The organism is Streptomyces sp. NPDC107538, from assembly GCF_055657445.1.
In genome coordinates this window covers 386,859-409,713 of sequence record NZ_JBVKAY010000001.1, presented here as the reverse complement: position 1 = coordinate 409,713, position 22,855 = coordinate 386,859, and the positions used below count along the sequence as shown (strand labels likewise).

Genomic DNA, 22,855 nt, shown 5'->3' with positions numbered 1-22,855 from the left:
CCCCTCATGCACGAAGAACTCTTCCCCGGGCTGCGCCGACGCGGATTCCTCGCCGCCACGGGCGCCGCCACCCTCGGCGCCCTCGCCCTGACGGCGTGCGGCGGTGGAAGCGGAACCGACTCCGAAACGAGCGGTGACGACGACGGAACGCCGAAGCGGGGCGGGCGGCTGCGGGCCGCGTTCGCGGGCGGCGGCGCCAGCGAGACCCTCGACCCGCATCTGGCCAGCCTGTTCGCGGACGTCGCCCGGGCCAAGGCGCTGTACGACAAGCTCGCCGACTACGGCGCCGACCTGTCCGCCGAGCCGCGTCTCGCCGCGAAGTGGGAGTCGAACAAGGCCCTGGACCGCTGGCAGGTCACCCTGCGCGAGGCCACCTTCCACGACGGCAGCCCGGTCACCGCCGAGGACGTGCTGTACAGCTACCGCCGGATCGCCGACCCGGAGAAGGCGTTCCGGGCGAAGGCGTCCCTGGAACCCATCGACCTCGACGCGAGCCGGGCCACCGGCGAACGGGGCATCGAGTTCGTCCTGAAGCGGCCCACGGCCGAATTCCCCAATGTGCTGGCCGCGTTCGGCGCGTACATCGTGCCGGAGAACGCGGGGCGCGACACGACCGACTTCGACACGAAGCCGGTCGGCTCCGGGCCCTTCCGGTTCGTGTCCTTCTCCCCCGGTCGCTCCGCCGTCTTCCGGCGCTACGACGCCTACTGGGAGGGCGCCGCGCACCTGGACGAGCTCGAACTCGTCGTCGCCAACGAGGAGTCGGCCCGCGTCAACGCCCTTCTCGGCGGCCAGGTCGAGTACGCCCACGAACTCAACCCCACCACCGCCCGCGCCCACGAGGGCAAGGGACAGATCGAGATCGTCCGGCTGCGCAACAGTGCCATGCAGGCGTTCTGCATGAAGACCGACCGGGCGCCCTTCGACGACAAGCGGGTCCGGGAGGCGTTCTTCCTCATCGCCGACCGGCAGGAACTCGTCGACGGGGCGCTCTCCGGGGCGGGCGTCGTCGGCAACGACCTGTTCGGCAAGGGATACGAGTACTACGCCGCCGACCTCCCGCAGCGCGAGCAGGACCTCGACCGGGCCCGGACCCTGCTGAAGCAGGCCGGCGCCGAGAAGCTGGAGGTCACGCTGGACACCTCCGCCGTGGCCGCCGGGTTCACCGAGGCCGCCAGCATCTTCAAGGACCAGGCCGCGAAGGCGGGCGTCACGATCGATGTGCGCATGGGCAGCAAGGACTCGTACTGGAGCGACATCCTCGACTCCGGCACCCTCGCCTGCTACCGCTCCGGCGCCATGCCCATCGAGGCACACCTCTCGCAGCGGCTGCTCACCGACTCCACCACCAACGCCACCCACTGGCGGCACAAGGACTTCGACGCCCTGTACCAGCAGGCGCAGTCCACCCGCGACAAGGCGGAGCGGGGGGCCGTCTACGAGCGCATGCAGCGCCGGCTGTACGCCGAGGGCGGCTTCCTGATCTGGGGGTTCGCCGACTGGATCATCGGAACGGCCAAGAGGGTCAAGGGCGTTGCGACCAAGGCCCCCGCCAACACGCTCGACTGGGCCCGCTTCGACAAGGTGTGGCTCGGGTGAGCGGAGGCGGATTGCGCTCCTTCGTCGCCCGGCGGCTGCTCCTCGGTGTCGGGCAGACCGTGGCCGTCGTGCTGCTGGTCTTCGCGCTCACCGAGGCGCTGCCGGGCGACGCGGCGGTCGCCCTGGCCGGCGACCAGCCGGACCCGGCGAGGATCGCCGCCATCCGCGAGGCGATGCACCTCGACCGGCCGGTGCACGAGCGGCTGGCCGACTGGGCGCTCGGCCTGGCGCACGGCGACTTCGGGACCTCGCTGACCTCCGGCCGCCCGGTCGCCGGATACCTCGCCGACGGCTTCGGCCCGACCCTGCTGCTCGCCGCGCTCACCGTGGCCCTGCTCGTACCGATCGGCTTCGGCCTCGGGGTGCTGGCCGCCCGGCACGAGGGCGGCCCGGTCGACCGGCTGATCAGCTCCCTGACCCTCGCCGTGTACGCGGTCCCCGAGTTCGCCCTCGGGGTGCTGCTGGTCACCGTGTTCGCGCTGAAGCTGGCCTGGTTGCCGCCGACCGCGCTCGGCCACGGCACCGACCTGCTCGCCCACCCGTCCGTCCTCGTGCTGCCCGTCCTCGTCCTGCTCTCCCGGCCGGTCTGCTCCCTGGTCCGGCTGGTCCGCGCCGGCATGGTCGACGCCCTCGCCTCCCCGTACGCCGCCCACGCCCGCCGGTACGGCGTCCCCGGCGCCCGGGTCCGCTACGCCCACGCCCTCCCCAACGCCCTCGCCCCCGCCGCCCAGCAACTCGCCCGTACCGTCGACTGGTTGCTGTGCGGTGTCATCGTCGTGGAGGCCCTCTTCGTGATCCCCGGACTCGGCACCGTCCTCCTCAACGCCGTCGCCGAACGCGATGTCCCCGTGGTCCAGGGCCTCGCCGTCGTCTTCGGCGTCCTGACCGTCGTCCTCAACCTGGGCGCGGACGTGGTCGCCCGGCGGCTGGCGCCCCGGGCGGGGGCCGCGGCATGACGGCGGAGACGACCACCACCTCCACCGCCGCTCGGGCCGCCGCTTCCGCCGCCGCGCCGAGGATCCGCCGTCGTACGGGCCGCTTCGCGCTCGGCGCCGCGATCATCGCCGTACCCCTCCTGCTGGCCCTGCTGGGGCCGGTGTTCGCCGGGGAGCCGGCGGCGCGGGCCGCGTCGTTCGCGCTCGGCGACGGGCACTGGCTCGGTACGGACTTCGTGGGCCGGGACGTGTGGCAGCAGGTGCTGCACGGCGGCCGGCCGGTGGTGCTGACCGCGCTCGGCGCCGGGGCGCTGGCGTATCTCGTCGCGCTGCCGGTCGGTCTGGTGGCCGCGCTGACCCACCGGCGCTGGCTGGAGGAGCTGCTGATGCGGCCCCTGGACGTCCTGATCGCGATCCCCTCGCTGCTGCTGATCCTGCTGGTCGCCTCCGTGCTCACGCCCGGGCCTCTCGGCCTCGCCCTCCTCGTCGCGCTGGTCAATGTGCCGGACGCGGCCCGCCTCGTACGGGCCGCCGCCACGGAGGCCGCCGCCCGGCCGGTCGTCGAGGCGCTGCGGCTGCAGGGCGAGAGCTGGTGGCGTACGGCCGTCGGCTGTGTCGGCCGCGCCATCCTGCGCACCCTCGGCGCGGACGCCGGCACCCGGCTGACCGGGGTGTTGTATCTGGTCGCCACAGCCGCGTTCCTCGGTGTCGGCGTGACCCCGGACGCCGCCGACTGGGCAGTGATGGTCGACCGCAACCGCACGGGCCTGTTCGTGCAGCCATGGGCCGTGGTGGTGCCCGCCCTGCTGATCGTGGCACTGACCACGGGCACGAATCTCCTCTTCGACGCGGCACTGGAGAGACCTGCCGACGAGCACGCCGGGAACGGCCGACGCCGCACCGAGGGCGCCGGATGCCGGATACGGAAGGAAGCACGGCCATGACACGCCATGACGACCGGACCAGGCCGACCCCAGCACCGCCGGCAACTCCGGCGCCCCTCGCCGAGATCGCCGGTCTGCGGGTCGAGGTCGGTGGGCGGGCGATCGTCGACGAAGTGAGTCTGCGGGTGCCGCCCGGCAGGGTCACCGCGCTGATCGGTGCCTCGGGCAGCGGGAAGACGACCACCGGGCTGGCCCTGCTCGGCGAGTTCCCGGCGGGCGCGCGCGTCACCGGGGAGGTCCGGGTGCCGGCGGACGGCCTCGTCGGCTATGTGCCACAGCATCCGGCGGCCGTCCTCAACCCGGCCCGCAGAATCAGCGCCCTGCTGACGGACATCGCCCGCACGCGCGTACGCCGCCTGCCGCGCGGCGAGCGCCGGGCGGCCACCCGCGCACACGTCCTCCGGGCTCTGGCCGACGCCCAACTCCCGGCCGCGGAGCCCCTGTTGCGCCGCTACCCGCATCAGCTCTCCGGCGGCCAGCAGCAGCGCGTGGTCCTCGCCCAGGCCCTGCTGCTCGGCGCCCGCGTCGTGGTCGCCGACGAACCCACCACCGGCCAGGACGCGTTGACCAAGAGCCGCGTCGTCGAACAGCTGGCGGCGGTCGCGGCGCGCGGCATCGCCGTCGTCCTGCTCAGCCACGACCTCGACGTCGTCCGCGCCCTCGCCGACGAGGTCCATGTCATGCGCGCGGGACGGATCGTGGAGTCAGGACCGGCGGAACGGGTGTGGTCGACCCCCCGTCACGAGTGGACCCGCCGACTCCTCACCCTCCCCAAGCCGAACGGGGACCCCCGTCCCGCAACGGCGCCCGACCACGCCGGACGGCCGGCGCGGCGGGTGGTGCCGGTGGCTTCGGTACGGTCGGTGGATTCGGTACGGCCCATGGCTTCGGCGCAGCCGGTCGTGTCGGCGCAGCCGGTGGCACCCGAGCTGTCGGAGTCGGCAGAGCCACCTGAGCCGCCGAAGTTGCCCGAGGCGCTGGAGCCGCCGAAGTTGCCCGAGCTGCTGATGCCCCCGGAGCTGCCCGAGCCGCCCGAGCTGCTGAAGGCGCCCGAGCCGTCGGAGTTGCCGGAGAAGCCCGAGCTGGCGCCACAGGTGATGCCCGTGCCGCCCGAGCCGCTGGAGGCGCTGGAGGCGCCCGAGCCTCCCAAGCCGCCGGAGAAGCCCGAGCTGCTGGCGCCGCAGGTGCCGTCGGAGTTGCCCGAGCTGCTGGCGCCACCGGCGCCGCCCGTGCCGCCCGTGCTGCGCGTGCTGCGCGTGCTGCGCGTGCGGGATCTCACCGCCCGCCACCGCGACGGATCGCGCGGCACGAGCGTGGCCGTCCACGCTCCCGAACTCACCCTCCGCTCCGGTGAGTCGCTGGCGCTAGTCGGCCGCTCGGGCAGCGGCAAGACGACGCTCGCCCGTTGTCTCGCCGGGCTTCACCGCGACCACGACGGCGAGATCCTCCTCGACGGCACTCCCCTGCCGCTCAGCCTGCGGGACCGGAGCCGAGGGCAGTTGGCGGCGGTGCAGTACGTCTTCCAGGACGCCCGCGCCGCGTTCGACGAGCACCGCCCGGTGCTGCACCAGGTCGCCCGCACCGCGGTCCGGCTGCGCGGCGTCGGCCCGGGTGCCGCCGAGGCCGAGGCCCTGACCACCCTGACCCGCCTGGGCCTTCCGTCGGACGTGGTGAGCCGCCGCCCGGCCCGGCTCTCCGGCGGCGAACTCCAGCGCGCCGCCCTGGCCCGCGCCCTCCTCGCCCACCCCCGCGTCCTGATCTGCGACGAGATCACCTCGGGCCTGGACACGGTCACCCGGCACGGCATCCTCGACGTCCTCATGGGCCTGCTCGGCGACGACACGGACCCCGGCCCGGCGCTCCTGCTGATCACACACGACCTGGAGACCGCCGCCGTCGCCGATCGCATCGCGGTCATGGACGCGGGCGAGATCGTCGAACAGGGACCCGCCCGGCAGCTCCTCACCACCCCACGGCACGCCTTCACCGCCTCGCTCGTCGCCGCACGCAGTAACTTCACCGAACGCTCGTAGGTTAAGAGGACATGCCCCGCCCACCAGAGGCAACGGGCAGTGTGGACGCACGAGTTGAGCGTGAGGGGTTGGCCTATGGGCACGAGCAGGGGGCGGTTCGGCGTCGCGGTGGCGGCGGCCCTGACGGTGGTACTGACCGGCTGCGGCGGGGGCGGCGGTGACGGCGATCAGGACGACGACGCGAAGGCGAGGACGGAACCGTCGTCCGCGACCCGCGCACCCTCCGGTACGAAGGGAACAGGCAAGGACGGAAGCGACGGCAGGCAGGCCCAACCGTCGGAGACGGAGCGGACCACCTCGCCCAAGACTTCGCCCAAGACCTCCCCCACCCCCACCCCCACCCAGCCGGACACCGATACCGACACCGACACCGAAGCCTGTTTCGACGGGCGGTGCGTCATCACCGTGTCCGAGCCCGTATCCATCGACGTGGACAGCCGGTTCGGGGTCGGGGAGCTGCGTGTCACGAAGGTCACCGACGACACCGTGGTGCTCCAGTCCTCCGGCGCCGGAACCTTCCTCAGCTCCTCGATCGGCGAGGGCGGCACCGGCGGCCTGAACGGCCTCGGCTTCCGCGTAAAGTCCCTCGAAGGCGGCACGGCGGTGCTGGAGTTCTTCCCCCGCGCCTGAGTGCCCGGGTGCCGAGTGCGCGGGAGGCAGGGCGGATGGGCGTCGTCGTACGGGAACAGCGGCTGGCCGGGTTGCGCTGGCTCGTGGTGTCCGGGCCCGGACGGGAGGCGTTCCGGGCGCTCGGCGAGACCGCGCGGGCGGACATCCGGGCCGTACGGGAGACGATGCCGGAGCGGGAGGCGCTGCGCCGCCGGGTCGGTACGGGGGAGGGCGCCGCCCGGCTGGAGCGGGTGCTGCGGGCCACGCGCGAGCGGCATCCCCGGGAACTGGCAGAGCTGGAAGCGCTGGCCGAGGGCGCGGGCGTCCCCTTCGAGGACCTGCTCCTCGCCAACCTCCGGGGCGACCTCGGCACCGACGACGGAACGGGCTGCTCCGACCTGATCTGGCGGGGCGACCACTCCGTCGTCGCCCACAACGAGGACGGCGCGCCCACGCTCGACGGCAGGCTGACGCTGCTCACCCTCCTCCTCGACGGCCTCACGCCGGTGACGGTCCAGTGGTATCCCGGATTCGTGCCCGCGAACGCCTTCACGGCCACCGGGCACGGCCTGGTCTGGGGCATCAACCACCTTCAGGTGGCCCGCCCGGTGGCCGGCGGCGCCGGACGCCATTTCGTCGCCCGCGCCATGCAGCAGGCGCCGACCCTGGACGCGGCCCTGGAGCATCTGCGCACCCACCCCGGCGCGGGCGGTTTCTCCTACGCGCTCGGGGAGTGCGCCACCGGCCGGGTCGTGGTCGCGGAAGCGGCGGGCGGCCGGACGGCCGTCGTCGAGGCCACCCCCGCGGAGCCGCTGCACTGGCACACGAACCATCTGCGCCATCTGCCCGACACGCCGGAGGAGGGTGGCGCCTCCTCCGCCGACTCCCTCGGCCGGCACGAGGAGAGCCTCGCCCGGGGCCGCGCGCTGGAGTCCCTGCGCGCCGAAAGGCCCCTGCGTACCGAGGGACCCCTGGGCACCGAAGGCCGGGAGGAGCCTGCGGCCCCTTGGTTCCTGGACGCCCTCACCGGCGCCCCGCTCCCCCACGGCGTCCATCGCACGGCCGCCGGCGGCGACCCGCTGATGACCCTGGGCACGGTCGTCGCCGACCTGACCGCCGACCGTGTCCTCGTGCGCGGCGCCCGGGGCGACGCCGCCGAACTGCCGCTGTCCGACTTCGTTCGCGGCATCGCACCCGAGCCTGCCGAACAGGCCGCGGGGCCCGCGCTCCCCGCGCCCCGCGCCTGATCCCCGCGCGCGTCAGACGATCTCGACGAGCAGGTCGCCGCCCTCCACCTGCTGGATCTTGTTGATGGCGAGCCGGGAGACCCGGCCGGCCTTGGAGACGGTGATGGTGGCCTCCATCTTCATGGCCTCGATGGTGGCGACGGTGGCACCGGCCGCGACCTCGTCGCCCTCGGCGACCGCGAGGGTGACCACACCGGCGAACGGGGCGGCGACATGGCCGGTGTTGGAACGGTCGGCCTTCTCGGTGACGGGAAGGTCGGAGGAGGCGGCCTTGTCGCGGATCTGGATGGGGCGGAGCTGCCCGTTCAGGGTGGACATGACCGTGCGCATGCCGCGTTCGTCGGCCTCGCCGACCGCCTCCAGACCGATGAGGAGCCGCACACCGGGCTCCAGGTCGACGGCGTACTCCTTGCCGGGGCCGAGGCCGTAGAAGAAGTCCTTGCTGTCGAGGACGCTGGTGTCGCCGTAGGTCTGGCGGTGGGTCTCGAACTCGCGGGTCGGGCCGGGGAAGAGGAGCCGGTTGAGGGTGGCGCGGCGGTCCTTCTCCAGTCCGGAGCGGTCCTCGGCGGTCAGGTCCGTGACGGGCTTGGCGTCGGCGCGGCCCTGGAGGGCCTTGCTGCGGAACGGCTCGGGCCAGCCGCCGGGCGGGGTGCCCAACTCGCCGCGCAGGAAGCCGATGACGGAGTCGGGGATGTCGAACCGGTCGGGCGTGGCCTCGAAGTCGGCGGGGGTCACTCCGGCGCCGACGAGGTGCAGGGCGAGGTCGCCGACCACCTTGGACGACGGGGTGACCTTGACCAGGTGGCCGAGGATGCGGTCGGCGGCGGTGTACATCGCCTCGATGTCCTCGAACCGGTCGCCGAGGCCGAGCGCGACGGCCTGGGTGCGCAGGTTGGAGAGCTGGCCGCCGGGGATCTCGTGGTCGTAGACGCGGCCGGTCGGGGACGCGAGGCCCGCCTCGAAGGGGGCGTAGATGCGGCGGACGCTCTCCCAGTAGGGCTCCAGGTCACCCACGGCCTGGAGGTCGAGTCCCGTGGGCCGGTCGGAGTAGTCCGTCGCGGCCACGATCGCCGACAGCGACGGCTGTGAGGTGGTGCCCGCCATGGAGGCCACGGCCCCGTCGACGGCGTCGGCGCCGGCCTGGATCGCCGCGAGGTAGGTGGCGAGCTGGCCGCCCGCCGTGTCGTGGGTGTGGATGTGCACCGGCAGGTCGAACTCGCGGCGCAGCGCCGTCACCAGCTTGGTGGCGGCGGGGGCGCGCAGCAGGCCCGCCATGTCCTTGACGGCCAGGACGTGGGCGCCCGCCTCGACGATCTGTTCGGCCAGCCGGAGGTAGTAGTCGAGCGTGTAGAGCTGCTCGGCCGGGTTGGAGAGGTCCGAGGTGTAGCAGAGGGCGACCTCGGCGACGGCCGTCCCGGTGGCGCGTACGGCGTCGATGGCGGGCCGCATCTGGCCGACGTCGTTGAGGGCGTCGAAGATCCGGAAGATGTCGATGCCGGTCTCGGTGGCCTCCTGGACGAAGGCGTCGGTCACCTCGGTCGGGTACGGCGTGTACCCGACGGTGTTGCGGCCGCGCAGCAGCATCTGGAGGCAGATGTTGGGCGCGGCGGCCCGGAAGGCGGCCAGCCGCTCCCAGGGGTCCTCGGCGAGGAAGCGCAGGGCGACGTCGTAGGTGGCGCCGCCCCAGCACTCCAGGGAGAGCAGCTGCGGCAGGGTCCGGGCGACCACCGGGGCGACGGCGAGCATGTCCTTGGTGCGGACCCGGGTGGCGAGCAGCGACTGGTGGGCGTCGCGGAAGGTGGTGTCGGTGACGCCGATGGTCGGGGACTCGCGCAGCCAGCGGGCGAAGCCCTCGGGGCCCAGTTCGACGAGCTTCTGCTTCGAGCCCGCCGGGGGTTCGGTGACGGAGGGCCTCGGCAGCTTGGAGGACGGGTCGATCAGGTCGGGACGCGGGCCGTTCGGCTTGTTCACCGTCACGTCGGCCAGATAGGTGAGCAGCTTGGTGCCCCGGTCGGCGGAGTGCCGGGAGGTCAGCAGGTGCGGGCGCTGCTCGATGAACGACGTGGTGACGTTGCCCGACTGGAAGTCCGGGTCGTCCAGGACGGCCTGGAGGAACGGGATGTTCGTGGAGACGCCCCGGATACGGAACTCGGCGACCGCGCGCCGGGCCCGGTTGACGGCGGTGGTGAAGTCCCGGCCCCGGCAGGTCAGTTTGACCAGCATGGAGTCGAAGTGGGCGCTGATCTCCGTACCGGCGTGGGTGGTGCCGCCGTCGAGCCGGATGCCGGAGCCGCCGGGCGAGCGGTAGGCGCTGATGCGGCCGGTGTCGGGGCGGAAGCCGTTCGCCGGGTCCTCGGTGGTGATCCGGCACTGCAGGGCGGCGCCGCGCAGGGTGACGGTGTCCTGGGAGAGCCCGAGGTCGGCGAGGGAGGCCCCGGCGGCGATGCGCAGCTGGGACTGGACTAGGTCGACGTCGGTGACCTCCTCGGTGACCGTGTGTTCGACCTGGATGCGGGGGTTCATCTCGATGAAGACGTGGTTGCCGTCGCGGTCGAGGAGGAACTCGACGGTGCCCGCGTTGCGGTAGCCGATCTCGCGGGCGAAGCGGACGGCGTCGGCGCAGATGCGGTCGCGCAGGGCCGGGTCGAGGTTGGGCGCGGGGGCCAGCTCGATGACCTTCTGGTGGCGGCGCTGGACCGAACAGTCGCGTTCGAAGAGGTGGATGACGTCGCCGTGGCCGTCGGCGAGGATCTGCACCTCGATGTGGCGGGGCTCGACGACGGCCTTCTCCAGGAAGACGGTCGGGTCGCCGAAGGCGGAGGCGGCCTCGCGGGACGCGGCCTCGATGGACTCGCGCAGCGCGGCGGGGTCCTCGACGCGGCGCATGCCGCGCCCGCCACCACCGGCGACGGCCTTCACGAAGACGGGGAAGCCGATGTCGTCGGCGGCGCGGACCAGCGCGTCGACGTCCGTGGACGGCTCGGAGGAGCCGAGGACGGGGACGCCGGCGGCGCGGGCGGCGGCCACCGCGCGGGCCTTGTTGCCGGTCAGCTCCAGGATGTGGGCGCTGGGGCCGACGAAGGTGATGCCGGCCTCCTCGCACGCGCGGGCCAGCTCGGGGTTCTCGGAGAGGAACCCGTAGCCCGGGTAGACGGCGTCGGCGCCCGCCAGCCGGGCGGCACGCATGATCTCCTCGACGGAGAGATAGGCCCGCACGGGATGGCCGGGTTCACCGATCTCGTAGGCCTCGTCGGCCTTGAGCCGGTGCAGCGAGTTGCGGTCCTCGTGGGGGAAGACGGCGACCGTCCGCGCGCCCACTTCATAGCCTGCGCGGAACGCGCGGATCGCGATCTCGCCACGGTTGGCGACCAGTACCTTGCGGAGCATCCCTGATCCCTTCGAGCTGCCATGAGGACACCATGGTCCCGGCCATGATGCCGTCGCATCACCAGAATCGTGTCACTCAGTGCCATGTGAGCCCAGTCACTTCACGAGCCAGACTGGACGACCGTGGGACATTCCACCCGGTCGACGCGCCCGTGTCCGGTCGCGCCCTCACGGACCCCCCGGGCGCAGGTGACCCTCAGTGCCACGCGAACCGCCCTCTCCACAACGGTCTTCCACCGCTCCCTCCCGTCAACTCCCCACCGCGAACTGGCTGCCCGTCTTCTCGCCGTCGTCGGTCCGCGCCGCCGCGACACAGCGGAAGACCCGGAGTCCGTCGGCCCACTCGGCCGCGCTCGGCGGAATGATGTCGACGCTCCACTCCTCGGCGACCCGGCGCCCCTCGGGGGTCATCGACGCGGCCATGACCTTCTGGGAGCAGAGTGCCTTCACGTCGGGGTGCTTGATCAGGTCGCGGGCGTTGTTGGTCTGGCCGTCCTTCGGCAGCGGGGCGATGGCGAAGGTCTCCCACACATGCTTGGCCTGGCAGTCGGCGCGGCTGACCGTGATGATGCCGGAGATGTCGACGATCCCGCTCCAGCACTCGGGGGTCTCGACGCAGCGGCCGCCCACACCGTCGACGCTCGTCGCGGCGCAGTCCTCGGTCGTGGTCGTCACCCCGAAGTCCGAGGCGCCGTCCTTGGCCTCGTCGGCGGTGGCGGTGGTCCCGGCGGAGGGCAGGGAGTTCCCTCCTCCGTCGTCGTCCCCGTCGCCCTGGTAGACCACCACGGAGACCGACAGGCTCACGGACACGGCCACCGCCGCCAGCCCGATGACCAGCGGACGCCGCGACCGGCCGCCCTTCCGCCCACCGTCACCGTCGCCGCCCCGCCCGGGAACGACGGTCGCACCGCCCGCCCCACCTGGTCCGCCCGGCCCGGGGACAACGGTCGTACCGCCCGCGCCCCCGCCCGTGCCCCCGTCCGTCGGCGCGTCCCGGTACGGCGGTGGCATGGTCGTGGGCGGCATGTCCCCGTACGGCGGCGGCATCGTCGTGGGCGGCACGCCCCCGTACGGCGGCGGCATGGTGGTGGCCGGGCCGCCCCGGTACCCGGGGGCCGTCGTCATGCTCGGCGGCGGCCCGAAGCCACCGCCGAAACCGCCACCGCCACCACCCACCCCACCGCCGCCGCCCAGGTCCACCGTGTCGAGGTCGACCGCGGCGAGGGCGTCGCGGAACGCGCCCGCGTCCGACAGCCGGTGCGCGGGATCGGCGGCGAGGGCGTGCCGGAGCGCGGAGTTGAGGGCGGGCGGCAGTCCGGGGAGGTCGGCGTAGGGCCAGGTGTGGCGGACGATCAGCTCGGCGAGGCTGAGCTGGGTGCCGTCCTCCGGGTAGTGCGGCGGGCGTCCGCACAGCAGGGCGTAGACGGTCGCGGCGAGGGAGTACACGTCACCGGCCGGGGTGGGGTCGGCCATGTGGAAGGCCTCGGGCGGCGCGTACGCGGGGGTCAACGCCTCCCGGGTCACGGAGAGTTCGCGGCCCGGCCGGGGCATCGCGGCGAGACCGAAGTCGGTGAGGGCGATGCCGCCGTACCGGTTGACCATGACGTTGCCGGGCTTGATGTCGCGGTGCAGCACCCCGGCGGCGTGGGCGGCGGCCACCGCGTCGGCCAGGGCCTGTCGGCACATTCCCGCCGTCGCCCGGAGGGCGGCCTCGCGGCGTCTGGTGCGTGCTCTCGGCGTGCCGGGCGAAGGCCCTCGTACTGGACGTACTTGGGTCTTCGCCCGGTGCGGCGGTGGGGGCCCCTCCCGCTCGAGCGAAGCCGAGAGTGGGGGAGCGTGCCAGGCGTCGCGAGGCAGACGGGAATGTGCCGACAGGCCCTGGGCCCACCCCGATGTCGCGCGCCTCCTTGGCCGGGAGCGCGCCCTGCCGGTGCAGCCGGTCGCCGAGGGAGCCGCCGGGGCACAGCTCCAGCACCATGTAGGGCCGGTTGTCGGCGAGGACCCCGGCGTCGTACACCGGGACCACGTGCGGATGTCCGGAGAGCTGCCCGGCGGCCGTGACCTCGCGCAGGAAGCGCTGGCGGTCGCGGGGAGTGGAGAGCACCCTGCTGTCCACCTTGAGCGCGACCTCGCGGCTCACGGCCAGCTGCCGCGCCCGGTACACGGTGGCGAATCCGCCCTGACCCAGGACTTCCTGGATCTCGTAACCGGGCAGTTCCGTTCTTTCGGGCCCCATGATCTGCCGTACCCCCAGCGCACAGCCCCGGTCAGGATGTCCGGCCGAGGTGAGGCGAGACTAGCCGAGCCCGATGACACTACCGCCTGTTAAATCGTTTCATTTCCGCTGGACTCCATCGCATCCGACCTATTGACCGGATTCGACGCGGAACCCTAACCTCCGGGCAATCGAATTGAAACCTTTCACCACGGCTCTCACCACAGCTCTTCCACAGCTCTTCCACCGCATCCCTCCCCTCGATCCGAAGGTGCACCATGGCACGGGACTTCTCACGGCGAAGACTCCTCCAGTTCAGCGGTATCGCGACGGCCTCCGTCGTCCTGTCCGGGCCCCGGGCCTTCGCCGCCCCCGGCTCGGCCGCTACGGCCGCGACCGCGGAGGGGGCGCTCGTGCCGACCGGGATGCTCACGGATCTGCTCCCGCGGGCGCTCGCCACCGAGGCCGGGCGGAACCCCCGTTTCAGCTGGCAGGTGCCGGACTTCCGCGAGGGCACGGTGCAGCGCGCCTACCAGCTCCAGGTGGCGACCGCCCCGGTCGGTTTCGAGGACGACGAGCTGCTGCTGTGGGACTCCGGCAAGCGGGACTCCGCCGACTCCACGGCCGTACCGTACGGCGGACCGGCGCTGCGGCCCCGTACCGCCTACTGGTGGCGGGTCCGGAACTGGTGCAACAAGCGTTCGCAATGGTCGGAACCCGTCCTCCTGGCCACGTCGGTGGAGGACGAGTGGGAGGCGAAGCCGATCTGGGTGCCCGCAGGGCCCGTGATGACCGACGGCACCCTCACCGTCCGTGTGAAGATCACGGCCGTGGCGGCCGGGGTGTGGTTCCGGGCCACGAACACCGCCAACAACTACATGTGGCAGCTGCGCGCGGGCACCACCGGGGTACTGCGCAAGCACGTCTGCGTGAACGGTACGTACACCGTGCTCGCCGAGGTCCGGCTGCCGTTCGCGGTCACCGCCGGGGAGTGGGTGGACCTGAGCGTCACCATGACCGGTTCGACCTTCACCACCACCGTGAACGGCACCGTCGTCGACACCACCACCGACAGCCGCTACGCCTCCGGCAACATCGGGCTGCGCAACGGCGCCACCGAGTCCCAGACCTACGACCGGGTCACCTTCACGGCCGCCGACGGCACGGTCCTGCTCGACGACGACTTCGCCTCCGACAAGGGCACCTTCGCCACCGGCACGGTCTCCGGCGGCGTCCTCACCTTCCCGACCGGCGCCTCCTCGCTCTCCTCCTACGGCGCCGACGACACCTGGGCGCTGCTGCGCCACGAGTACGACACGAAGCCCGGCAAGGAGATAGCCGCGGCGGTCCTCTACGTCGCGGCCACCTCGCCCGATCCGGCCCGGCAGTACGTCGCGAAGGTGTGGAGCAACGGCACGACGGTCGGCTACGCCTCCGTCCGCTCCGGCACCGGAACCGCCTACCAGGCCTTCGACGTGACCTCCACCCTGCGGGCCGACGGGAAGCCCAACGCGCTGGCCGCGCTGTGCTGGACCACCGCGCAGCAGAAGTTCCTGGCCCAGCTGGAGATCACGTACACCGACGGCAGCCGGTCCACGGTCGCCTCCGGGGACCACTGGACGGCGCGCCGCCAGGCGGGGTTGCTGCCGTCGAAGGGCAGTGCGGGCAGCAGCTACTTCACCGTCCCGCAGGAGTACTGGGACCTGTGCCGCGAGCCCGTGGGCTGGACGAGGCCCGGCTTCGACGACGGCGACTGGCTGAAGCCGGTGGTCCGTACGGCGATCGACGGGCTGGTGCCCGCGCTGATCGAGACGATACGGCCGCACGACGTCACCCCCGCCTCCTTCGTCAAGGTCGCCGACGGACGCTGGCTGGTCGACCTCGGCCGGGAGATCGTCGGCGGGCTGGCACTGGAGATCACCGGCAGTGCGGGCGACACGGTCGAGGTGCGGCTCGGCGAGGAACTGAACACGGACGGCACCGTCAAGTACCAGCTGCGCGCCACCAACACCTACCGCGAGGTGTGGACCCTGCGCGACGGCGAGCAGCGCTTCGAGCACTGGGGCTACCGCGGCTTCCGCTGGGCCGAACTGCGCACCACGCTCGACCTGTCGAAGGCCGTCGTCACCGGCCGCGCCTGGAAGCTCGACTGGGACGACGCGCACGCCTCGTTCCGCAGCTCGGACGCCGACCTCGACCGTGTGTGGGAGCTGTGCCGCTACTCCATCGAGGCCACCCGCGGCGACCTCTACACGGACACCCCCACCCGGGAACGCGGCCCGTACGAGGGCGACGCCCTGATCAACCAGCTCTCGGAGTACGGCGTCCAGCGCTCCTACGCCCTCGCCCGCTGGTCCAACGACTATCTGGTCCGCAAGGGGACCTGGCCCACCGAGTACCGGCTGATGTGCGCGATCTCCGCGTGGGAGGACTATCTCGCCACCGGCGACGACCGGCAACTCGCCAAGGACTACGACCTGTTGACGGCGAAGAACCTCACCGCGTACCTGGACTCCGCCGGGCTGGTCCGCAAGGCGCCCGGCAACACCAGCCAGGACCTGGGCGATCTGGTCGACTGGCCCGCCGCCAGCCGGGACGGCTATGTCTTCACCAACGTCAACACCGTCGTCAACGCCTTCCAGTACGCGGCGTTCCAGGCGCTCGCCTCGTGTGCCGCCGCCCTCGGCAAGGACGCGGACGCGACCGCCCTGCGCGGCCGGGCCGACACCCTCGCCACCGCGCTGCGCGCCGCCGTCCTGGACAGTGCGGGCGGGCGGTTCCTCGACGGCGTCGGCACCACGCACAGCGCCCAGCACGCCACCGCCTTCCCGGTGGCGCTCGGTGTCGCGGACGCGCTGGACGAGGAGGTGCGGGCCCGGCTGGGCGACACCCTGGCGGCGGGCGGCATGAAGGTGAGTGTGTACGGGTCGCAGTTCCTGCTGGACGCGCTGTTCCGGCTGGGCCGCTCGGACGCCGCCCTCGCCCTGCTGACCTCCACGGCCACCAACTCGTGGCTGCACATGCTGGACGCGCTGAAGGCGACCATCGTCACGGAGGCGTGGGACCCCGCGCTGAAGTCCAACATGACGCTCTCGCACGCCTGGGCGTCCGCGCCCGCCAACGCGGTGGCCCGGCACATCCTCGGCGTCCAGGTCAGCGAGCCCGGCGCGGCCGGGTTCCGGATCCGGCCCAGGACCGGGTCGCTGACCGAGGTCGACGGGACGGTGCCCTCGCTGCGGGGGCCGGTCTCGGTCACCGTGCGCCGCTCGGCCGACACGCACACCACCCTGGTGACCCTGCCGCCCAACTCCCGTGCCGTGCTGGAGGTGGAGATCGGGGACGCCTCCCCGAAGGCGTACCGGGTGACGGCGGCCACGCCGCGCGGGGAGGGAAGCGCGAAGGTCGAGTCGTTCACCGACCTCACGGGCACGGTGCTGCGGATCGGCCCGATCGGTTCCGGTACCACGGAGGTGCGACGCAAGACCACTTGAGCCCTTCCCTCACACGGAAGTGACCGATAACCCGTAACGCGGGGCCCACGCTGAGCTAGCCTCAACATTCCGGGGGCGAACTGACGTACGCCAAAAGTCACTTCGGGGGTGTTGTGTCAGACCAGCGGCCGGTGCCGCCATCGTCATCGGCGGACAGGACTCGGGCGCTGCGACAGGCGGGGGCCCTGCCCCCGCGCCTCGGCGACCCGGACCGTATCGGTCCCTATGTGTCGCTGGGGCTGCTCGGCAGCGGTGGGATGGGGCGCGTCTATCTGGCGCGCCCCGCGGACGGCGGGCCCGACCTCGTCGCCGTGAAGGTGATCAGGCCCGAGTACGCGGAGGACGTCCGGTTCCGCCGCCGGTTCGAGCAGGAGGCGGCGGTCCACGCCAAGGTCCGCACCCCGCGCATGCCGCGGCTGGCCGGTACGGGCTTCCGGGACGAGCTGCTGTGGATGGCCACCGAGTATCTGCCGGGGCTCGACCTCGCGGCGGCCGTGCACGAGGACGGACCGCTGCCGGCCGTCGCCGTACGGCGGCTGGTGGCGGAGCTGGGGCGGGCGCTGGCCGATCTGTCCGCCGCGGGGATCGTGCACCGGGACCTGAAGCCGTCCAACGTGCTGCTGTCCGCCCGGGGCGCGCACGTCATCGACTTCGGTATCGCCAAGGCCGCCGACGCCAGCGCGATCACCGGCACGGGGAACCGGGTCGGCACCCCGGCCTACATGTCGCCCGAGTATCTGCGGACGGGCGCGTGCGACACCGCGTCGGACGTGTTCTCGCTGGCCTGCACCCTGGTCTACGCGGCGACCGGCAGCGCCCCGTTCGGCGACGGCACCGGCGTGGACGTCATGCACCGGGTGGCCTTCGAGGAGCCCAACCCGAAGGTGCTCGCCGAGATCGCGGCGACCGACGCCCCGCTCGCCGAGCTGCTGACCGCCTGCCTGGCCAAGGAGCCCGACCGGCGGCCCACCCCGGCCCAGCTGATCGAGGGCCCCTCGGCCGGCTCACCGGCCACCGTGTCCGGGACACCCGGGACGTCCGACACCTTCGGGTGGCCCGAACCGCTCGCCGGCCGGGTGCTCGCCCGCCAGCGGGCGTACGAGACGCTGTGCCGGCTGCCGCTCGAACAGCCCGGCCCGGGGCCGCTGGTGAAGGCCCCGGTCGCAGGCGCGGGCGCGGACGGCACGTCGGCCAGTGCCTCCGCCGATGGGTCCGCCGACGGGTCGGACCGGCCGTCGCCGCCGGCTCCGCCCGGTGCCCGGAACCGGCGCAGGCGGGTGGTGATCGGGGCCGCCGGTCTGGCGCTCTGCCTCGCGGCCGCCGGTGGCGTCCTCCTCACCCTGCTGAGCCCCGCCACCACCACGGCCTCACCGCAGCGGGACACGGCGACGTCCGCCGACGCACTGCCGGGTGCCACCCCCTCGGTGTCGGCGTCCGCGAGCTCGCACGGCGCGGACGCCGCCCCGGACGGCGGATCGGGGACCTCGGAGGTCTCCGGCGAGGACGACCGGCCCACCGCCACCGGCGACGACACCCCGCACCCGGACCCGTCCGCCCCCGGCACCACCGACGACGACCCGCACACCGACTCCTCCGCGCCCGCCCCCGGGACCAGCGCGCCCCCGGAGACCACACCGACACCCGACGCCCCGTCCACCGAACCCGCCAATCCGGCCTGGCTCACGGACTGCGCGTACTACTACGGCAACGGACGCACCCGCCTGGGCGACACCGGCAAACGCGTCCTCCAAGTGCAGTGCATGCTGTCCAAGCGCGGCTACGGCCTCGGGGACGGCGGTGTGGACGGCGAGTTCGACTCCGGGACGCAGGCCGCGGTCCAGAGCTTCCAGCAGGACAAGGGGCTGCTGGTCACGGACGGTGTCGTACGTCCCCGGGTCTGGAAGGCGTTGCGCTCCGCGGAGTGAGCCGGGCGGTCCGCGCGGCCGGGGCCGTCAGGCGACGATCAGTCGACGAACAGCCCGCGCGCGGCGGCCCGCGCGTCGAACTCCTCCAGACGGGCCTGGGCGTCCGGGAGGGCGTCGCACATCGCCTCCAGCAGCACCTGCCCCAGCAGCATGGGGGCGCTGACGGTGTCGAAGACCAGGTCGGTGCCCACGGCGGCGGGCAGCAGCAGATCGCTGTGGGCGGCGACCGGGGCGAAGGTGCCGTCGGCGACGGTCACCACCGTGAGTCCGGCGGAGCGGGCGTGGGCGAGCGCGTCGAGGAGTTCGCGTGGATGACGGGGCAGCGCGAAGCACAGCAGCGCGCTCGCACCGGCGTGCCGGGCGCTGTCGATGCGGTCGGCGAGCAGGGAGCCGCCCTCGTCGAGCAGCCGTACGTCGCTGTGGACCTTCGCCGCGAAGTAGGCGAAGCCGCGGGCCGGGGCGGCGGAGGCGCGCAGCCCGAGCACCGGCAGCGGCCGGGAGGCGGCGAGCAGCCGGCCCGCGCGTTCGACGGGTTCGGGGTTCGTCAGCAGGGACGCCAGCTGCGTCAGATGCTCGATCTCGGCCCGCACGGCCCGCTGGTACGGGTTGGCCGGCCGGCCGCCGGTGCCGTGCTCGTGCCCGGTGGGTGCGACCGCGCGCAGCCGGTCGCGCAGGGCCGGATAGCCGTCGAAGCCGAGGGCGACCGCGAAGCGGGTCACGGACGGCTGGCTGACCCCGGCCAGCCGGGCCAGTTCCACGCTCGACAGATAGGGCACGTCCGCGGCCTGCCGTACCAGGCAGTGCGCGATACGGCGCTGGGTCGGGGTGAGCCGGCGCCCCTCGAAGAGCTGCTGCAGCCGTGCGGCGGCGCCGACGGCGTCCGTCATCTGGTCCCCCAGCCGGTCGTCGTGCTCGGTCCCCTCCCCCCGCCCGGCGGTGCGCGTGTTCGGTGCGCGGTGCCGGGCAGGAGCGGGGGCGGACGGTGATGGCGTGGCCCGCGGGCCGTGGGCCGTGGGGCCCTGGCGGGTCAGCTCACGAGGCCGGCCGACGACAGCCAGTCCTTGGCGACGATGTCGGCGTCCTCCTTGTCGTTGACGAGCTTCTTCATCATCTCCAGCAGGTCCTCGGTGGTGAGCTTGGCGGAGACGGCGTTGAGCGCCTCCTTCGCCTTGTCGTTCACCGCGTCCTTGTAGACGAGGGGCGTGACGTTCTGCGAGGAGAACAGGTTCTTCGGGTCCTCCAGGACCACCAGCTTGTCCGCGACGATGGCGGGGTCGGTGGTGTACAGGTTGGCGGCCTGCACCTTGTCGTCCTTGAGCAGCTTCACCAGGGTGGTCTGGGCGCCCGCGTCGAGCGGCTGGAACTTGCCGAACTTGACGCCGTAGACCTTCTCCAGTCCGACGCCGCCCTGGGTACGGGTCTTGAACTCCGACCCGGCGCCGAGCGTCAGGTCGCCCGCGACCGGCTTGAGGTCGGCGAGGGTCTTGAGGTTGTACTTGGCGGCGATCTCGGAGGTGACCGTCACCGAGTCCTTGTCCTCGGCCGCGGCGGAGTCGAGGATCTCCACCGAGGAGGGGAGCTTCTCCTTCAGTTCGGCGTTGATGTCCGCGGTGCTGGTCGCGGTGCTGTTCTTGTCGACCGCCACCGACAGCAGGGCGCCGTTGTACTCGGGGAAGACGCCGATGCCGCCCTTGACGACCTGGTCGTAGTAGACCTCGCGGGCCCCGATGTCGAACTTCCGGGTCACCTTCAGGCCCTTGCTCTCCAGGGCCTGCGAGTAGATCTCGGCGAGCAGCTGGTTCTCGGGGAAGTTCGCGGAGCCGACGACGATGTTCTTGCCGCCGCCGCTGTCGCCGCCGCCGGTCAGCGGGTTGTCGTCGCTGTCACCGCCACCGCCGCAGGCGGTCAGCGTGAGCGCGGTGATGAGGCCGAACGCGGCGCCTCGGTACATGCCTCGCATGGAATGGTTCCTCTCTGATGTCAGGACTTCGACGCCGAGACCCTGAGGCCCGGCGAGACGACGACGCGGCGCAGCGCGGTGAACACGAGCTGGACGACGAGGGCGAGGGCGACGACGACCGTGGAGCCGCCGATGACCAACTCGTAGTCGTTGCGGGAGAGTCCGTCGACGATGTAGCGGCCGAGGCCGCCGAGACCGGGGTAGGCGGCGACGGTCGCGGTGGCCACGACCTGGATCGCGGCGACCCGCAGCCCCAGGAGGATCAGCGGCAGCGCCATCGGCACCTCGACCCGGATCAGGACCTCCCACTCGGTCATGCCGACGCCACGCGCCGCGTCCCGGGTGGCGGGGTCCACGCCCCGTACGCCCTCGAAGGTGTTGATGAGGATCGGCGGTACCGCGAGCGCGACCAGGGCCACCAGGACGGGCGCGGTGCTGAGCCCGGCGAGGGTGACGACGAGGACGACCAGGCCGAAGGTGGGGATCGCGCGGGCGAGGTTCGCCACGCTGGCCACGGCGAACGCGCCCCGGCCGGTGTGCCCCACGAGCAGCCCGAACGCCAGCCCGATCAGGGCCGCGAACAGCAACGACAGTCCACTGTAGGTGAGATGCTCCACCAGCCGGCTCGGGATGCCCTCGTCCCCGTGCCACTGTGCCGAGGCGGTCAGCCAGTCGCCCACGAGCCGCATCTGGTTCAGGAAGTCGTTCATGCCGATCTCACCTTGTTCCGGGACCACGGGGTGAGCAGCCGCTGCGCCAGGACCAGCAACGCGTCGGTGGTGAGCGCGAGCAGCATGATCAGGACGATCGCGGTGAAGATCGGGGTGGGGAAGTCGAGTTGGAGGCCGCGGGTGATGTAGTAGCCGAGGCCGCCCTGCCCGATCAGCTGTCCCACGGCGACGAGGCTGATGGACGACACGGCGGCGACGCGTACGCCGGCGATGACGACGGGGACGGCGATCGGCAGCTCGACCTGCACGACGCGGCGTACGGCGCCGAAACCCATCGCGGTGGCCGCGAGCCGGACCGGTTCGGGGACCGAGGCGAGACCGTCGACGACGTTGGGCACCAGCACCGAGAGGGTGTAGAGGGTCAGCGGGATCATCACCGTCTGTTCGGTCAGTCCGGTGTAGCGGACGAAGATCATGAACAGGGCGAGCGACGGGATCGAGTACAGGATGTTCGACACGGTCAGCACGGGCGGGTAGAGCCAGCGCCAGCGGTGGCAGAGGATGCCGAGCGGTACGGAGATGATCAGGCCGAACAGCACCGGCAGCAGACCGAGTCGGAGATGGATGCCGGTGTACTCGGCGAGTTCGGCCGTGTGATCGGCTATCCACTGCCACCGGATCAGCGGTTCGTCGTCGCTCATCGTTCACCGCCGCCCGGGGTCTCGACGGCGGCCACCTTGTCCACGGCCGTGGACAGCTCGTGCGCGTCGGCGACTCCGGCGACCGCGCCCTGCGCGTCGACGGCGACGGCGAGGCGGGCGGGGGACAGCAGGGCCGAGTCGAGGGCGGCGCGTGCGGAGTCGCCGACCAGGCTGAAGGTGTGGCCGAGGGGGGTCAGGGGCACGTCCGCGAGGGTGCCGCCGTCCGGGAGTCCGGCGGTGGCGACCCAGCCGAGCGGCCGTCGGGCCGCGTCGACCACGAGCACCCAGGGCGCGTCGACCGCCCGTGCCTCGGTGACGGCGGACGTGGCCGGTAGCACCGGGCCGTCCCGCAGCGGGAGTTCGGCCGCGTCGACGAAGGAGAGCCGGCGGATGCCCCGGTCGTGTCCCACGAAGTCGGCCACGAAGTCGTCGGCGGGTCCGGCGAGCAGCCGCTCGGGCGTGTCGAACTGGGCGAGCCTGCCGCCGGTCCGGAACACGGCGATGTTGTCGCCGAGTTTGATCGCCTCGTCGATGTCATGGGTGACGAACACGATCGTCTTGTGCAGTTCCTTCTGCAGCCGGATGAACTCGTCCTGCAGTTCCGCCCGCACGATCGGGTCGACCGCGCTGAACGGCTCGTCCATCAACAGCACCGGCGGGTCGGCGCCCAGCGCCCTCGCCACCCCGACCCGCTGCTGCTGCCCGCCGGAGAGCTGGTTCGGGTAGCGCTTGGCCATCTCGGCGGGCAGGCCCACCAGTTCGAGCAGTTCCGCCGCCCGGGCCCGCGCCTTCTTCTTGCCCCAGCCCAGCAGCAGCGGAACGGTGGCTATGTTGTCCAGGATGGTGCGGTGCGGGAAGAGTCCCGCGTGCTGGATCACATAGCCGATGCCGCGGCGCAGCTCGGGCGCGTTGACCTCCCGGATGTCCCGGCCGCGCAGGCTGACGGTGCCGGAGGTCGGCTCCACCATGCGGTTGATCATGCGCAGGGTGGTGGTCTTGCCGCAGCCGGAAGGACCGACCAGGACCGTGATGCCACCCTCGGCCAGCTCCAGCGACAGGTTGTCCACCGCTGTCGTGCCGTTGGGATAACTTTTTCTCACCGCGTCGAATCTGATCAAGACTGCCCCTTACCCGACTG

Annotated in this window: 15 protein-coding genes and 1 pseudogene; 8 read left to right on the top strand and 8 right to left on the bottom strand. The window is 72.6% G+C overall.

Annotated elements, in window-relative coordinates; genetic code table 11:
* The first annotated feature begins 6 nt into the window (after nt 1-6).
* The 6 genes from ACZ7MG_RS01800 (at nt 7) to ACZ7MG_RS01775 (ending at nt 7,367) form a co-directional block, all read left to right on the top strand.
* Nucleotides 7-1,599: an ABC transporter substrate-binding protein gene (locus tag ACZ7MG_RS01800; protein ID WP_471385971.1), complete on the top strand. Its 1,593-nt coding sequence runs from the start codon at nt 7-9 to the stop codon at nt 1,597-1,599.
* Nucleotides 1,596-2,555 (top strand): ABC transporter permease, encoded by a 960-nt coding sequence (locus ACZ7MG_RS01795; RefSeq protein ID WP_471385973.1) that lies wholly within the window; start codon nt 1,596-1,598, stop codon nt 2,553-2,555. Before ACZ7MG_RS01800 ends, ACZ7MG_RS01795 begins: the two co-directional genes overlap by 4 nt.
* Nucleotides 2,552-3,478 (top strand): ABC transporter permease, encoded by a 927-nt coding sequence (locus tag ACZ7MG_RS01790; RefSeq protein ID WP_471385975.1) that lies wholly within the window; start codon nt 2,552-2,554, stop codon nt 3,476-3,478. The genes ACZ7MG_RS01795 and ACZ7MG_RS01790 overlap by 4 nt, the downstream gene beginning before the upstream one ends.
* A complete protein-coding gene (locus tag ACZ7MG_RS01785; RefSeq protein WP_471385977.1) occupies nt 3,475-5,511 on the top strand; it encodes an ABC transporter ATP-binding protein in 2,037 nt (678 codons plus the stop codon). The genes ACZ7MG_RS01790 and ACZ7MG_RS01785 overlap by 4 nt, the downstream gene beginning before the upstream one ends.
* A 75-nt stretch (nt 5,512-5,586) precedes the next feature.
* On the top strand, nt 5,587-6,141 hold the full coding sequence (locus tag ACZ7MG_RS01780; RefSeq protein ID WP_471385978.1) for a hypothetical protein: 555 nt from the start codon (nt 5,587-5,589) through the stop codon (nt 6,139-6,141).
* Nucleotides 6,142-6,176: 35 nt separating this feature from the next.
* On the top strand, nt 6,177-7,367 hold the full coding sequence (locus ACZ7MG_RS01775) for a C45 family autoproteolytic acyltransferase/hydolase (RefSeq protein ID WP_471385980.1): 1,191 nt from the start codon (nt 6,177-6,179) through the stop codon (nt 7,365-7,367).
* 12 nt (nt 7,368-7,379) lie between these two features.
* On the opposite strand, the gene ACZ7MG_RS01770 is transcribed toward ACZ7MG_RS01775, so the two are convergent.
* The 3 genes and pseudogenes from ACZ7MG_RS01770 to ACZ7MG_RS01760 all read right to left on the bottom strand — a co-directional run.
* Entirely contained in the window at nt 7,380-10,754 is a 3,375-nt protein-coding gene (locus ACZ7MG_RS01770) for a pyruvate carboxylase (protein WP_471385982.1), read from the bottom strand.
* Nucleotides 10,755-11,003: 249 nt separating this feature from the next.
* Nucleotides 11,004-12,440 (bottom strand): serine/threonine-protein kinase, encoded by a 1,437-nt coding sequence (locus ACZ7MG_RS01765; protein ID WP_471385984.1) that lies wholly within the window; start codon nt 12,438-12,440, stop codon nt 11,004-11,006.
* Between the two features lie 271 nt (nt 12,441-12,711).
* Nucleotides 12,712-12,990: pseudogene (locus ACZ7MG_RS01760) on the bottom strand (protein kinase domain-containing protein); the annotation flags it as partial.
* A gap of 257 nt (nt 12,991-13,247) precedes the next feature.
* Between ACZ7MG_RS01760 and ACZ7MG_RS01755 the strand changes: the two are divergent.
* Nucleotides 13,248-16,460, top strand: coding sequence for a family 78 glycoside hydrolase catalytic domain (locus ACZ7MG_RS01755; protein WP_471385986.1), 3,213 nt, complete (start codon nt 13,248-13,250; stop codon nt 16,458-16,460).
* 131 nt (nt 16,461-16,591) lie between these two features.
* A complete protein-coding gene (locus ACZ7MG_RS01750; protein WP_471385988.1) occupies nt 16,592-18,385 on the top strand; it encodes a protein kinase domain-containing protein in 1,794 nt (597 codons plus the stop codon).
* A gap of 38 nt (nt 18,386-18,423) precedes the next feature.
* Here the strand turns inward: ACZ7MG_RS01750 and ACZ7MG_RS01745 are convergent, their stop codons facing one another.
* From ACZ7MG_RS01745 to ACZ7MG_RS01725, 5 genes are all read right to left on the bottom strand, one after another.
* Nucleotides 18,424-19,272: a MurR/RpiR family transcriptional regulator gene (locus ACZ7MG_RS01745; RefSeq protein ID WP_471385989.1), complete on the bottom strand. Its 849-nt coding sequence runs from the start codon at nt 19,270-19,272 to the stop codon at nt 18,424-18,426.
* A gap of 140 nt (nt 19,273-19,412) precedes the next feature.
* A complete protein-coding gene (locus ACZ7MG_RS01740) occupies nt 19,413-20,336 on the bottom strand; it encodes an ABC transporter substrate-binding protein (protein ID WP_471386466.1) in 924 nt (307 codons plus the stop codon).
* Nucleotides 20,337-20,365: 29 nt separating this feature from the next.
* Complete coding sequence (locus ACZ7MG_RS01735) at nt 20,366-21,055, bottom strand: ABC transporter permease (protein ID WP_471385991.1); 690 nt, start codon at nt 21,053-21,055, stop codon at nt 20,366-20,368.
* Nucleotides 21,052-21,717 carry an ABC transporter permease gene (locus ACZ7MG_RS01730; RefSeq protein WP_471385993.1) on the bottom strand — a complete coding sequence of 222 codons (666 nt, stop codon included), beginning with the start codon at nt 21,715-21,717 and terminating at the stop codon, nt 21,052-21,054. The genes ACZ7MG_RS01735 and ACZ7MG_RS01730 overlap by 4 nt, the downstream gene beginning before the upstream one ends.
* Nucleotides 21,714-22,835, bottom strand: coding sequence for an ABC transporter ATP-binding protein (locus ACZ7MG_RS01725; protein WP_471385995.1), 1,122 nt, complete (start codon nt 22,833-22,835; stop codon nt 21,714-21,716). Before ACZ7MG_RS01725 ends, ACZ7MG_RS01730 begins: the two co-directional genes overlap by 4 nt.
* Nucleotides 22,836-22,855 lie beyond the last annotated feature (20 nt).